The 14,805-nt window shown below is 30.6% G+C and carries 12 protein-coding genes and 1 tRNA gene; 10 read left to right on the top strand and 3 right to left on the bottom strand.

Annotated elements, in window-relative coordinates; all coding sequences use genetic code 11:
* Positions 1–7 precede the first annotated feature (7 nt).
* The 8 genes from pglZ (at position 8) to RH82_RS07030 (ending at position 11,808) form a co-directional block, all read left to right on the top strand.
* The gene (gene pglZ / locus RH82_RS07065; protein WP_034059312.1) at positions 8–2,506 is read left to right on the top strand and encodes a BREX-1 system phosphatase PglZ type A; all 2,499 of its coding nucleotides are present in this window, start codon (positions 8–10) and stop codon (positions 2,504–2,506) included.
* 118 nt (positions 2,507–2,624) lie between these two features.
* Positions 2,625–3,458, top strand: a complete 834-nt coding sequence (locus RH82_RS07060) for a glycosyltransferase family A protein (protein ID WP_034059311.1) — start codon at positions 2,625–2,627, stop codon at positions 3,456–3,458.
* Positions 3,455–4,885: a glycosyltransferase gene (locus tag RH82_RS07055; RefSeq protein WP_034059309.1), complete on the top strand. Its 1,431-nt coding sequence runs from the start codon at positions 3,455–3,457 to the stop codon at positions 4,883–4,885. The genes RH82_RS07060 and RH82_RS07055 overlap by 4 nt, the downstream gene beginning before the upstream one ends.
* Entirely contained in the window at positions 4,875–8,156 is a 3,282-nt protein-coding gene (locus RH82_RS17745; RefSeq protein WP_052158247.1) for a glycosyltransferase, read from the top strand. The genes RH82_RS07055 and RH82_RS17745 overlap by 11 nt, the downstream gene beginning before the upstream one ends.
* Positions 8,143–8,766 (top strand): 7-cyano-7-deazaguanine synthase QueC, encoded by a 624-nt coding sequence (gene queC / locus RH82_RS07045; RefSeq protein ID WP_162182450.1) that lies wholly within the window; start codon positions 8,143–8,145, stop codon positions 8,764–8,766. The genes RH82_RS17745 and queC overlap by 14 nt, the downstream gene beginning before the upstream one ends.
* Before the next feature lie 21 nt (positions 8,767–8,787).
* Positions 8,788–9,147, top strand: a complete 360-nt coding sequence (locus RH82_RS07040; protein ID WP_034059304.1) for a hypothetical protein — start codon at positions 8,788–8,790, stop codon at positions 9,145–9,147.
* A gap of 331 nt (positions 9,148–9,478) precedes the next feature.
* The gene (locus tag RH82_RS07035) at positions 9,479–11,440 is read left to right on the top strand and encodes a DUF2779 domain-containing protein (protein ID WP_034059301.1); all 1,962 of its coding nucleotides are present in this window, start codon (positions 9,479–9,481) and stop codon (positions 11,438–11,440) included.
* Positions 11,441–11,448: 8 nt separating this feature from the next.
* Positions 11,449–11,808, top strand: coding sequence for a hypothetical protein (locus tag RH82_RS07030; RefSeq protein ID WP_034059298.1), 360 nt, complete (start codon positions 11,449–11,451; stop codon positions 11,806–11,808).
* 117 nt (positions 11,809–11,925) lie between these two features.
* Here RH82_RS07030 and RH82_RS07025 read toward each other — a convergent pair.
* Positions 11,926–11,999 (bottom strand) — tRNA-Met (locus tag RH82_RS07025).
* A gap of 310 nt (positions 12,000–12,309) precedes the next feature.
* Here RH82_RS07025 and RH82_RS07020 point away from each other — a divergent pair.
* Positions 12,310–12,696, top strand: coding sequence for an START-like domain-containing protein (locus tag RH82_RS07020; RefSeq protein ID WP_034059295.1), 387 nt, complete (start codon positions 12,310–12,312; stop codon positions 12,694–12,696).
* Positions 12,697–12,749: 53 nt separating this feature from the next.
* Positions 12,750–13,592 carry an aminotransferase class IV gene (locus RH82_RS07015; RefSeq protein ID WP_034059293.1) on the top strand — a complete coding sequence of 281 codons (843 nt, stop codon included), beginning with the start codon at positions 12,750–12,752 and terminating at the stop codon, positions 13,590–13,592.
* 68 nt (positions 13,593–13,660) lie between these two features.
* Here the strand turns inward: RH82_RS07015 and RH82_RS07010 are convergent, their stop codons facing one another.
* Complete coding sequence (locus RH82_RS07010) at positions 13,661–14,221, bottom strand: YqgE/AlgH family protein (protein WP_034059291.1); 561 nt, start codon at positions 14,219–14,221, stop codon at positions 13,661–13,663.
* Positions 14,222–14,364: 143 nt separating this feature from the next.
* Positions 14,365–14,637, bottom strand: a complete 273-nt coding sequence (locus tag RH82_RS07005) for an HU family DNA-binding protein (RefSeq protein WP_034059289.1) — start codon at positions 14,635–14,637, stop codon at positions 14,365–14,367.
* Positions 14,638–14,805 lie beyond the last annotated feature (168 nt).

Here is a 14,805-nt window from a genome sequence, read left to right as displayed (position 1 = left end):
AGACTAGATGAACACAAATATACAAGAAGCGTTAGAAAAAAAATTCATAAATCACGATGTGATATTTTGGTATGACGAGCGAGATGAATTAAAAGAAAGTTTTGATGCTCTATCTATCAATGGTGTAGAAAAATGTCACATACAAAGCAATGAGTTTGAGATTAAATATAAGATAACATCCAATACTACTAAAATTAAGTTTTTGGTGTATTCCAATCAACCAAAACCTATATCTAATGAAAACTGGTTATTAGATTTAGAGTTGGCTTATCATATATTCCATACAGATCAAGAAGCTATTATTCTTCAAGATTTAGGTTTAGAGTTTAGTTTTAGAGAATTAGTAGCAGAACATATTCTATTTTTTAAATCGAAAGAACGTATTGATAAACTAAAAGAGTTACTAGGGAAAGGAGATACGCTTAGAGATATTAGATACAAAATGGTTGCGGTAGCTTTAAACACCGATTACGTTAATTTAAATACGTTTATACACGCGCACGGAACTGCATTTGCTAATGGAAATGAAAAGTTACAAAGAGATTTAGAACGTTATGAATTATCAGATTTCTACTGGACTCAAATTTCTAACAAATATAAGTATGAAAGTGAAGTGCCATCTATTTACGATTTTCTCGTAGAGGCATTTTCTGACAATTTTAATTTAACTGCAACGCCAAAATTATCGAAGGAAACCAGGCTTTTATTGTCTCTTTGGAAAGATACCATTACATATAGAGAAGGCTTCGATAAAATTTCGAAACAAATAGCTAATGATTTGCAAATCGAAGACGTTTTAAACACGATACCTCTTGAAAAAGCGGTTAATGATGAACTTTTTAAACTAACGGATAAAAAGATAATTTACGATCTCGTACAACGTTTAATTACAAATGAGATTTCGAATGATACGCTACAGAGTTTTGTGAAACAAAGAGAACATACGTTTTGGTATAGACCACATTTTGAAGCTTTTTATGAAAGTGTATCCTATGCATCACAATTACAATATCAAATTCAAAAACTAAAAATAGATTATAAATCTATTGAAGATGGTTTAGAACAATACACATCGACTCTTTATAAAATAGACTTCTTATACAGAAAGTTTATTCTTAATTATCGAAGAACCAATCAAGACACCATATTAAGTGAATTGGCTGAAAAGGTAGAAAAACTATATACCAACGATTGGTTGTTACATTACAATGATAAATGGCAAACAGTAGTTGATAATCTAGAGACTTGGCCAGTAAAAGAGTCCTTTAGTCAAAGACAGTTTTTTAAGAATAATATTCAACCATTTGTAGATAAAAAACAACGTGTATTTGTTATTATATCTGATGCGCTACGTTTTGAGTGTGGCATGGAATTAAATAAACGATTGACACAAGAAAATAGATATGACAGCGAAATAAATGGTGCAATAACATCATTACCATCATACACACAACTTGGAATGGCGTCTTTATTACCTCATAATGAATTATCTGTAAAAAAAGGAACAGATCAAATTCTTGTAGATGGAATGACCTCAATGGGAATTGGGTCACGTTCAAAAATTTTGGCTAAGAATTCAGGAACACGAGCAACCGCTATTTTAGCAGAAGATTTTATGAAATTTAGCGCCAATACAACAGGTAGAGATTTTGTAAAGCAATACGATGTGATTTACATCTATCATAACGATATAGATGATACAGGAGATGACACCACATCTCAGGATAAAGTATTTGATGCAGTTGAAAATGAGTTAGATTTCTTTATGGATTTACTAAAGAAAATTTCTAATATGAATGGTAATAATATGATTATTACTTCAGATCATGGTTTTATATATCAACATGAAACATTAGAAGAAAGCGATTTTACATCTGCGGATATTAAAGGCGATTTAGATAAACACAATAGACGTTTTGTATTAGGAACTAATATAACTGCTAACGATGCTGTAAAATCTTTTACGCACAAGCAATTGGGCTTAGAAAGCGAAGGCGATGTGCTTATCCCTAAATCTGTAAATAGGCTAAGAGTTAAAGGTGCTGGATCTAAATTTATCCATGGTGGTGCATCATTACAAGAAATTGTAATACCAGTAGTTAAAGTGAATAAAAAACGTCAGGATACCACAGCTCAAGTAGACATAGATATTATAAAATCTACAGATAAGATTACTACTAACTTACTAGCTGTTTCATTTATTCAAACGGATGAAGTGAATGATAAGATGCTTGAAAGAAAAATAAGAGCCTCTATTGTTGCTGAAGATGGCACTTTATTGAGTGACCAGTTTACATATACCTTCGATATTAAAGAAGAAAACCAACGTCAACGCGAAGTTAAAAACAGATTTCAACTAACAGCTCAAGCTAGTGGAAAATATAAAAGCCAGCGCGTTAAATTAATCTTGGAAGAACCCATGGATCGTGCAAATAAATGGAAAGTTTATAAAGAATATTTCTACACGCTTAATATTTCTTTTACTAATGATTTTGATGAATATTAGGATACATTATCATTCTTTGTTTAAAAATAATTGAATGACATATGTGTTAAGAGAGTAGCTCAATAACTCCAAAATTGACCATAAATAAAATAATTTGTAAAATTACAGAAGAATCACAATGCCTCAAACAACCATACTAATAGCAACCTCAATGAGGCGAACAGATTGGCTTATAAATATAAGTTTATTATCTGTTTATAAACAACAAAATGTAAACCCTGAGTTAATTAATGTATTAATTGTGGATGATAATAAAGAAGAAGAAGAGTTTTTTAATATTAAACAAACAGTTTGTGAGTTAAGAAAAACACTTAACCTTTCTTCCAACCATTTTTCTACTAATATTACAAGAAACACAGGTGTTAAGTTTAATTCTGGAACTGGAGCATGGAATACAGGAATTAAAAGTACTTATGCGTATTATGAAAATGGTTTTATCTCAATTCTAGACGATGATGATAAATATTTACCAAATCATTTATCAGATTGTATTTCAGAAATTAAAGAGAATACATTGGCAGTTTTTCAGAGTTTAGAGTGGTTAAACCAAGACAATTCAATTATTAATTTTCCTTTAAGATTAGAAAAACTAACTCCAAAACAATTCTTTAAAGGTAATCCTGGAATACAAGGAAGTAATATGTTTTTTAAAACAGAAGCTTTAATAGCTATTGATGGTTTTGACGAAACACTACCAAATACTACAGATAGAGATTTAATGATTCGATTTTTGTGGAAATATGAAATAAGCCAAGTTAAAGTTATCGAAAATGTAGGTGTAATACATTACAACCACAAGCAACCCAAAGTAAATAATACTATTTTACTTAAACAACAAGGGTTGGATTTGTTTTACCAGAAGTATATGACGCACTTTTCTAGAGAAGACTATTTAAAGTCGCTATCAAGAGCGAAAAATTATTTCAGTTACACTCCAATGGAAGAAAGATGAAAGAACAAATTGTAATATGTATGGCTTTAAAGAACGCAGAAAAAACTTTAGAAAAGTCTCTTAATTCTGTTTTGCAACAAGTGAACACGAAAAGAGAAGTTATTTTGTTAGTTGGAATTGATAATTCAGCAGATAATTCTGAAATAATTTTAAAGGATATTGCTTCTAATAATCCAAATGTAGTTCTATTAAATGTGGATTTTGATCAAGCTTATTTAAATAGAAATTTTTTAAACGATTATGCTAGAAAAAATTATCCAAATTGTGCTTTAATTGGTAGACTTGATGCTGACGATGTTCTTTATTGTGAATATACCATTAGTTATATCGAAGCATTATTCGATAAGCATAATTTTGACGTATTACTATGTGGTAACAAGCAAGTGCTTAATGGAGATGTGTTGGAGTGGGAAAATAAACCAAGTAAAGAATTATTGAAAGATGATTTTTTATTAAATCAGCTTTTTGAAATGACACAAGGTAATTCAAAAGCAGAACTGGCGTCATGCAATACATTTATTAAACCCACAGTGAAAATAGAATATCCTAAAAATGAAAGTGCAGAAGACCATTGGTTTACGGTTTTGCTTCTTTTACAAAAAGAAAAATTAAACATACTCATTGATGAAGAACTGCTTTATTGTTTTTATTCATTGGACGGAGTTCTAACTCATGAGAATAAGAATAAGGAGCATTACACTCAGAGCAGAGAGGAGCTCTATAATTATTGTCTTACACAAAATCCATTAACAGCTATTCATAACAAATGGAGGGATTATATGAGTAAAGGAGGTATGTCTTTCCATGAGTCTAATATTATAAAAAACAAAGAACGTCTTGAGAATTTTTGGAAACAAGACTATCCTTTAAATAAAAGAATTGAAAAGCTATTAAAGCAGACTGATAATAAAAAAATAAGATTGTTAGATATTGGTTGTGGTCCATTTCCTAAATCAGGAATACACCTTAAAAATTTAACCATCGATAGAACTTTAGTTGACACGATGGCTGATGATTATCACGCCTTGCTTGAAGCACACAACATTAATACTTATAACCAGAAAATAATTAAATGTGAAGCTGAAAATTTAAAAGAAAAATTTGAAAGTAATTCATTTGAAATGATTTTTTTTAAAAACGCATTAGATCACACCTACAATCCGATTAAAGCAATTTCTAATTCTATTGATTTATTAACCTCTGAAGGGATTATGGTTTTAGAACATTACATAAAGGAAGGAGAGTATACAAATTATTTCGGATTGCATCAATGGAATTTTTTTATTGAAAACGGACATTTTTACATTTCAAATAAATCGAAAGAAATAATCCAAAATTTGAATATTTTTTTCAAGTCTGTAGAAATAGAATCTTTTTATGAAGGAAACAAAATCATCAATATCATAAAGAAAAATAATGTTGGATAAAAGAATAGCTATTGGTTTAAAAATATTAGAAGACAATTTTCTACAAAAGAAATTTTATTTCTTGGGTGAAGGAAAATCTTCAGTTGTTTTTCACGATGAGCATATGGTTTACAAGGTGTTTCTATTAGAAAACTACGAAGCGCTTAAATATAAACGTCACATATTTAATACTATTCAATTAAACAAAAACAAGTTTGATAACTCAAATATTTTTTACTCTATTAGTGAGATAATAGAAATAAACAACGATTGTTTTATTCTTACTTATCCTTTTGAAAAGAGCGAATCTTGTATCGCTTTTGAGCAAAACGAAATTCAATATTTTTTAGTAGAATGTTGGCAAAAACGCTTAATCTTTCAAGATATAAAGCCTGACAATTTTATTCGTGTAAACAGTAAATTGAAATGGATTGATTACGAGCCTGACAAATTCACAGATAATTTGTTTTTGAATATGGTGGCGAGAGCGTTTCTTTTTGTAAAATATTCGAGCGAGAACGAATCCTTTTTAAACAAATTACGCAGAAGTACAATCAACAACTTTGATTTACCTGAGTTAAAAGGTTTGCAGGGTTTCACGAATGATTTATTTACCAAAATAATTTTTCAAGAAAGTCAATCAGTAATACAAACTAAACTACCAGATAATTGTGCGTCTATAAATGAAGTTTCAGAAATTATAAATGAAGGTATATATAATTTAACTTATCAGGATAATTTCAATCCAGATCATTTATTTTGGCAACTTGTCAATAAGAATATTTATATTGATGAAGTTGGTTTTGATACACCTAGTATTGATGAAGAAAACTATTTCTCTCCAAAAAGCATCATTCTTAAAACACAACGAATCGTTGCACCAAAGCAAAAAGTATCATTAGTAATAAAAGCATGTATTCAGGATTCTGAAGTTTTATATGAGTCTGTAAAACACATTGTACGACAGCTGTCGTTTCCTAATAGTTTTAATGAAAAGATATTAGCGTTAGATATTCGTCAAACTGATTTTTTAAGAGAATATAACGAAAAAAATATCTGGCAACAATTAATTGATATCTCTCAAAAACTAGTTGACGATTTAATCATTGATGAGTTTATTTTTCCAAATGAAAGCGATGTTAAAAGTATTAATAAAAAATGGTTTGGAATTGAAACAGATGCAACTCATACCGTTAAAAAAGTTCCTGTTTCTGCACAGATTTATGCATTTGAAAGTACAATAAGTGAATACGTTTTACAAGTAGATTGTGATGCTATGATTGGTAGATTATCAAAAGAGCACTCGTTTCTTAATGATATGATCTGTGAGTTTGATAAAAATAAAAGTGTTCTGTCTGTTGGGTTTAATATTTATAAGGGAAATGAAAGTTCGTTTACTCCATATTTCGGTTTCGAAAACGGAGGTTTTGTACCTGAAGTTCGTTTTTGTTTATTCAAAAAAAGTCGTTTAGAACAGGTATTGCCTTTGAAAAATGAATTGGTAGATAACTCATTTAAATTAAGTTGGTACAGAACATTAGAAAACAGACAAAAAGAAACGAACACGTGTTCTATTCGTGGAGGAGATAGTCGTTCGTTTTATATTCATCCGCAAAATTTTAAAAAAGCAGATAAGGACGTTTGGTTTACTACATTAGACAGGGTTGAACAACTTCAAATTCCTGTAAAACAAATCAATGAATTTGATTTAGCTGGTTCATATCACGAGTGGACAAGTCCAAAAAGAAATGAAGACTTAGTAATTGTTTCGTGTTTTAGAAACATTTCACTTCCACGTTTCTTACGTTACTGGTATTCATTACTAAGTCAGACAAACCAAGATTGGGGATTAATTTTAATTGATGACGCTTCTAATAATGGGATTAGTCATTTTATCAAAGAACTTATAAAACCATATCAAGATAGAGTTACATTTATTAAAAACCGTTTCAGAGTTGGAGTTGCACAAAACACATACAAGGCAATCCATTACTTTATAGAAAATCAAGAAAGCGTTATTTGTATTCTTGATGCTGATGATGCTATAATTGGTAAAAATGTATTGAAAAACGTTTTTGAGAAATACAGCTTTTTTGATGCTGATGTTGTTATTGGTAAAATGTATCGAACTGATAAATTACATGCGCACTATAATTATACACCTAATTTTACTAATCCAAGATTGTATGGAGGTAATGTCTGGCAGCATATAAGAAGTTTTAAAAAGTATTTATACGATTCTTTAGGTTTTGAAGACCTGAAAATTAAAAATCAAAAACAGAAAGTAGATGATATTTTACTTTCAAAAAGGTTTAGTCATAAAATGGTTTTTCCAGAACATTGTGTAGATTATTCTTATATGGTTCCAATAATAGAAATGTCTTCAAACCCAATGTGGATTAATCACTTTAATATCTTACACGATAGAACGACAATAAATACGCCTGAAGTAAAAAAGCGAAAAAATGAAATAATTGCAGAGATTCTTTCCAAGAAAGCTAAATCATCGAAAGATATTTTTTTAGGTAGAAAAACGTTTTTACCAAATTTAAAAAAGATTGAAATAGACATTACCTATGAGTGTAATTTAAAATGCATAAACTGCAATAGGTCTTCTACGCAAGCACCAATAAAGGAAGGTATGTCACTAATACAGATTCAAGAATTTATTCATGATTCAATAGATTTAAATAAAAAATGGGAGCTTATTAATTTATTAGGAGGAGAGCCTACGATACATACTGATTTTATTGAAATTGTGAATGCAATTTTATACAATTATATAATTCCACATTCACCAGATACAATATTGCAAGTTACAAGTAATGGGTTTGGAGATGTTGTTCAAGGCAGACTGAAGCAACTACCTAAGCACAAAAGCCTAATCATTGATTATGCTTCGTTTAAAGACGAGAGAGTAGTACCGTATTTCTCACCATTTAATGACGCTCCCATGGACAACAAGGACTTACTTAAGCAAGACTATGGCAAAGGCTGTTGGGTAACGTCGTATTGTGGTATTGGCTTAAATCAGCTGGGTTATTATCCATGTGGTGTAGCTGGTGGTATTGACCGTGTTTTTGAGAAAAATTTAGGAGTTAAAAAGTTAGAAGATGTTGATGAATCAATATCAAAATTATTAAATGAATTCTGCAAATATTGTGGAAACTTTACTGATTATGGAATCAATCAAGGAAATTTTATTCCACGACATGAAAAAGCAGCCGTTAGCAAACCAAAAATATCTTCAACATGGAAAAAACAATACAAAAAGTATAATGGAAAAAAATAAAGTAATATTACTGTTAAGTGGAGGTATTGATTCTACAACGTTATTAGCTAAACTAAAAGAGGAAAATAAAGAAGTTTTAGCGATTAGTTATTTCTATGACCAAAAACACGCAATAGAACTTGAATTTGCGAAAGAAAATGCTGAAAAATATAGTGTAATTGAGCATAAAACAATTCAATTAGATAGCCAACTCTTTTCAAGTTCTGCTCTTGTGAATAGCAATAAGCAATTATCTACTTATAAAGATGGAGAAAAACCTAAAGGGCAAGAAAACGCCTATGTCCCTTATAGAAACTTAGTATTTTTGAGTATGGCGCTTAGCCTTGCAGAATCTTACCGAATTAATGATATTTACGTGGCTTTTAATAATGATGACTGTGTTAATTTTTGGGATTGTACTAGTGCTTTTTTATCTCAATTAAACACGATTTCAGAACAATCAAAAACTGAAGTACACGCACCACTAATTAACTTAACAAAGAAGGAAGTTGTTCAATTAGCTAAAAAGTTAGATGTCGATTTAAATAAAACAATTAGTTGCTATCAGCCTTCTAATGATAGAGAATGTGGTAGATGTTTAAGTTGTGTGGTGAAAAAAGAAGCTTTGTAGAAATAAAAATACTTAGAATAAATGACAATCCAACAACTACCAGGTACATACAAAATAACAGGAAGCAATCAAGACGAAGTGGCAGCACCTTATAATGGCACACTAGAACTAGCATTAGACTCAAATAACCGAATTATTGCTAAATGGCTTATAAACGATAATCAAGAGCAAACAGGAACTGGTTTTTTTAAAGATAACATCTTGGTTATTAATTTTAATTACAAAGGAGACGATGATGCTATTTTTAAAGGAGTCGTTGTTTATAAATGTATTACTAAAGATCTTTTAGATGGCTTTTGGTCAGAAAAACATGGAAATCCACTTTATCTTGGTGAAGAACGTTGTTTTAGGATTGGCACAAAAAAAGAGATTGTTAATTAGCATTCATTTTAGACCGTAAAATCTTCTGCACATCCAAATTATCCTTTTGCGGAATTAGAAGAGTTGCCTAATAATTGAAAAGAAAATAGATACAGGAGGATTAAATTATTGTTTTATCTTGATTTGCAATTCGCGAATTGCGAATTAAATATTATTTTTGAAGGTCACTGCGAGGTACGAAGCAGTCTCATAAAAACTAGTGAGAGGCAGATTGCTTTGTCCTTCGTCCTCGCAATGACGTAACAACAAACAGATTGCTTCAGGTTTACTTCGTTACCTCGTAAAGCTCGCAATGACAGAAGTATTTAAAAAAGAATAACATAACCATCCAATGAAAGTACTAACCAAATCACGATTCAAATTAGGGCTTGAGTGTCCAAACAAATTGTACTACACACGTAAAACAGAATACGCTAATATTAAATTAGAAGATCCGTTTTTACAAGCGTTGGCACAAGGAGGTTTTCAGGTAGAAGAGTTGGCAAGACTGCATTATCCAGAAGGCATTTTAATAGAAGGGAATGATTGGGATTATGAATTGTTATGGCAACAAACTCAAGACTTGCTAAAGCAAGAGAATGTTACCATTTTTGAAGCTGCATTTTTAATAGAGGGTTTATTTATTAGAGTTGATGTTTTAGTTAAAACAGGTAATAAAATTGAGCTTATAGAAGTAAAATCTAAATCTTTCGATCCTGGTAACGAGTATTTATTAGTTGGTAAAAAAGGTGCAATGCGTCCAAGTTGGAAACCGTATTTATTTGATGTAGCATTTCAGAAATACGTAATACAAAGTTGTTTTCCAGAGTGGAAAATTAACGCGTATTTAATGATGGCAGACAAAACCAAAAAAGCGAGTATCGATGGTTTAAATCAGTTATTTAGAATAAGTAAAAAGGAAGGTAATAGAACAGGAGTGACGAAGAAAGTGAGCACTTTAGAAGGCACTGGAAGTCCTATTTTAGGTAGAAAAAAAATCTCAGGTATCATTAAAGATATTGAAAGCGATAAACATAAATACCATACTAATTTAAACTTTTTAGAGTCTATCGATTTTTTAAAAGACACCTATTTAAAGGATGCTTATGCTAATTGGCCTACAAGTTATAAAGCGTGTAAGTCTTGTGAGTTTAAATGTAATGAAAGCGATAAACAGCAAGGACTAAAATCTGGATTTGAAGAGTGTTTTACGAAGCAACACCAATGGACAGCACCCGATTTTAATACACCAAATATTTTTGATATTTATAATTTTAGAAAAGGAAGTAAGTTATTCGATGAAGGCCTTTTCTTTAAGAACCAGTTGACAGAAGATAGTATTGGTTTAATGGGTGATCCTGAAAAGCTGACAACCTCGCATAGACAATGGTTACAAATTGAAAAAGCGGTTAATAAGGATAAGACAATCTATGTAGATGACGATGGCTTAAAAGCAGAAATGGAAACGTGGGTTTTTCCGCTTCATTTTATAGATTTTGAAACCAGTACTGTTGCATTGCCATTTAATAAAGGCATAAGGCCTTATGAGCAGATTGCATTTCAATTTTCTCATCACATCTATCATGAAGATGGACGTATAGAACATGCTAATGAGTATATAAATAACACAGCAGGTGTGTTTCCTAATTTTGAATTTGTTCGTGCTTTAAAGTCCGCTTTAGAAAATGATAAGGGATCTATTTTTAGGTATTCTCATCACGAAAACACTATTTTAAATGCAATCTATTTTCAATTATTAGAGTCTAATGAAAAAGATAAAGAATTATTAATGTCTTTTATTCAACAGATTTCGCATTCAAAAAATGATAGTGCTATGACTTGGAAAGGAGATCGCGATATGATAGATTTATGGCAAGTAGAAAAAAGTTTCTATTACAATCCTTTAACAAAAGGTTCTAATTCTATAAAAGCAGTATTGCCAGCTTCGTTGGCTTCAAGTTCGTTTTTAAAAGCGAAATACGCAAAACCATTAAATGAAATCAATGTAACGAGTAAGAATTTTAAAGCCAATCATACATGGTTAACTTTAGAAAATGGAATAGTAAAAAGCCCTTATAAAATGCTACCTGCATTATTTGAAAACTGGAGTGAAGAACAAATTGAAAATACCTTGTCGGAGATTGAAGATATTGATAATGGAGGAGCTGCATTAACAGCTTATGGGAAACTACAATATACGGACATGACTAAAAAGGAAGTGGATGAAATTACATCTGCTTTACTTAAATATTGTGAATTAGATACGTTAGCCATGATTATGATTTATGAACATTTTAGAGAGTTGGTTGAATAAAATATACTATGAATATAAAGGAATTAGTTGGCAACTATAGTATAGTTGGAAGTAACCAAGGCCAAGAAGGAGTAACCTACAAAGGCACACTTGAGTTAGCACTAGATGAAAACAGCAGGATTATTGCCAAATGGTTAATAAACAATAATCAAGAGCAAAACGGTACAGGTTTTTTTAAAGATAACATCTTAGTTATCAATTTTAATTACAAAGGAGACGATGATACCATTTTTAAAGGTGTTGTAGTTTATAAATGTATTACTAAAGATCTTTTAGATGGTTTTTGGTCCGAAAAACATGGAAATCCACTTTATCTTGGAGAAGAACGTTGTTTTAGAGTAGGTACACTTAAAGAAGTGTGGCACTAAAATGCTCGTCTTTTTTTAGGTATTACAATTTGCTAGCGCAAGTTTCTGTTTAAAATTAAGCATAAAAAAAACGGTTTAGTAAAGCTAAACCGTTTAATTGCAATGATTTTAATCTTGTAGCGAGAATGGGGCACGATCCCATGACCTCCGAGTTATGAATCCGACGCTCTAACCAGCTGAGCTACCTCGCCATAATTTTAAGTGTGCAAATATAAAAACAAATTTATAGTGCACAAACATAAAAGTGAATTAAAATATTTATTTAATTGAAAAAAAAAGGCCACTGGGTTTTGAGTAGAGGTTTTTGTTAAAATTGTCATTCCCGTAAAAACGGAATCTAAAATACAGAATTTTATTTTTTTGAGCTTTATTTTAAATAATAATCACGAAATAGATCTATGGCTTTGCCTCCAGAGTCGATTTTAAAAAATTCTTTATTTTTTTTCAAAACTCACTAATTAATGTATATATTGGAGACATAATATTTTATACAATTATTACATGAGCGAAAAAGTTAAATACGAAATAGAAATACCTATACAGGCCTCACCGACATTGCTTTACCAGTATATCTCTACACCTTCAGGATTGTCTGAATGGTATGCCGATAATGTGAACTCTCGTGGTGAGATTTTTAAATTTATTTGGGATGGCTCAGAAGAGCAAGCTAAATTGTTAACTAAAAAAAATGGCGAGCGTATTAAATTTCGTTGGATGGAAGATGAAGACGAATCGTATTATTTTGAAATTAGAATACAGGTAGATGAAATAACTAAAGATGTGTCTATCATTATTACCGATTTTGCTGAAGAAGATGAAATAGAGGAAGGTAAAATGCTTTGGGAAAATCAAATTTCAGATTTAAAACAAGTATTAGGCTCAGCTTAATAAATTACATTTTTAAACTTATATTTGTGCCGAAGAAATTCGGCACTTTTTTTATGATAAATATTAACGGAAATTTTAGCGAGAACAATCAAATTTTAACACCAGAAAACCGTGGCTATAGCTATGGAGATGCGTTATTTGAAACGATTAAAATTTCTTATGGTAAAATACTATTTCTTGAGGATCATTATTTTAGGTTAATGTCTTCTATGCGTATTATGCGTATGGAAATACCAATGACTTTTACCATGGAATTTTTTGAAGCTGAAATTTTAAAAACCATAGAAAAAAATAAGCTGTTAAATGCTTCGGCACGCGTAAAGATTCAAGTCCATAGAAATACTGGTGGTTTGTATTTACCAGATAATAAAGAAGTCACGTTTATTATTTCCGCGAAAGCGATAGATTCAGATTTCTACTTATTAAATGATGAGGCCTATGAAGTCGATTTATTTAAAGATTTCTATGTTGCTCCCGGATTATTATCTACTTTAAAGTCCAATAACAAAGCCATAAACGTAGTAGGAAGTATATATGCCAAAGAAAATGATTTAGATAATTGTTTGCTATTAAACACGAACAAAAGTGTAGTGGAAGCCTTAAACGGAAACCTTTTTCTTGTCAAAGGAAATACCATTAAAACACCACCATTAGCAGATGGGTGTTTAAAAGGTGTGATGAGACAGCAAATTATTAATCTGTTAGAGTTATTACCAGATTATACTTTATTGGAAGCCTCTATTTCTCCTTTCGAGCTTCAAAAAGCAGACGAGTTATTTACTACTAATGTAATACAAGGCATTCAGCCTATTACAAAATATAGAAAAAAGGCATTTGTAAGCGAAGTCAGTAAGCTATTACTTCAAAAAATAAACGTAAAAGTGAGATTGGGTTAAACGTATCTAATTTTTTACCGCCGTATAAATCATTCTATTTATTGTGGCGTTACAGATTCGAGTGAGTGTTAATTGTAGCTAGGGTTTTCTGGTGCGTTAGACCAAATACTGTATTCTCCACCAAGTTCTACCATTTTCTCTTTCCAGAAAAACTCGTAGTCTTTTTCAATAATTGATTTTTTGTAGATGTTTTTTGTAATCACCCAAGCATTAGATTTTAATTCTTCTTCTAATTGGTTAAGTTCCCAGCCAGAATAGCCTAGAAAGAATTTAATATCTTTTTCGCTTATTTTACCATCTACAATTAGTTTTGAAACTTCAGTAAAATCGCCTCCCCAAAAAATGCCTAAAGATATTTCAATACTATTAGGTATTAAATCTGGAACCTTATGAATAAAATAGAGGTTGTCTTGTTCTACAGGACCACCATTATAAACTTTAAAAGGGACTTCTATTTCAGGAATTAAATCGCTAATAGTAAACTCTAAAGGTTTATTTAGTATAAAACCTATAGATCCTTCTGTAGTGTGATCTGTTAATAAAACAATTGAACGATTAAAAGATAAATCGCCAATTATTGAGGGTTCTGCGACTAACAAATCTCCTTTTGTTGGTTTGGTTAAAATCATATAAAAAAGAAATTTATAAAATAAATGTAAACTATATTTATTAAAAAAGCAATATTTTTAAATGAGAATTGGCATTATAATAGTTTTAAACTAAAAAAGCCTTCTGTTAGGAAGGCTTTTTGTAAGTTATAATGTAGTAAAAACTAGTTTACTGCACCAGCTAAATCAGATCCAGCTTTAAACTTAACAACGTTTTTAGCTTTGATTTTGATAGTCTTTCCTGTTTGAGGGTTTCTTCCGTCTCTTGCAGCTCTTTTTGATACTGACCAAGATCCAAATCCTACTAATGAAACTCTGTCACCTTTTTGTAAAGCACCTTCAATTTCAATTAACGCACATTCTAAAGCTTTCTTTGAAGCTGCTTTAGTAATTCCTGCGTGTTCTGCCATTGCATCGATTAAATTTGTTTTGTTCATAATTTAAATTTTAAAATATTAATAAATAGTTGGTAAACAATATTTTTGCTATCCCCATACAAATTTATACGGATTATGCTACTACGCAAGTAATAGCAAGGGAAATGCACTATTTTGTTAATAACTTTTAACATTTGTTAATAAAGACGCTCCTTTTTGTAGGATTTT

It is taken from the genome of Lacinutrix jangbogonensis, from assembly GCF_000797445.1.
Taxonomy (GTDB): Bacteria; Bacteroidota; Bacteroidia; order Flavobacteriales; family Flavobacteriaceae; genus Lacinutrix; species Lacinutrix jangbogonensis.
This window is presented reverse-complemented; position numbering and strand designations above follow the sequence as displayed.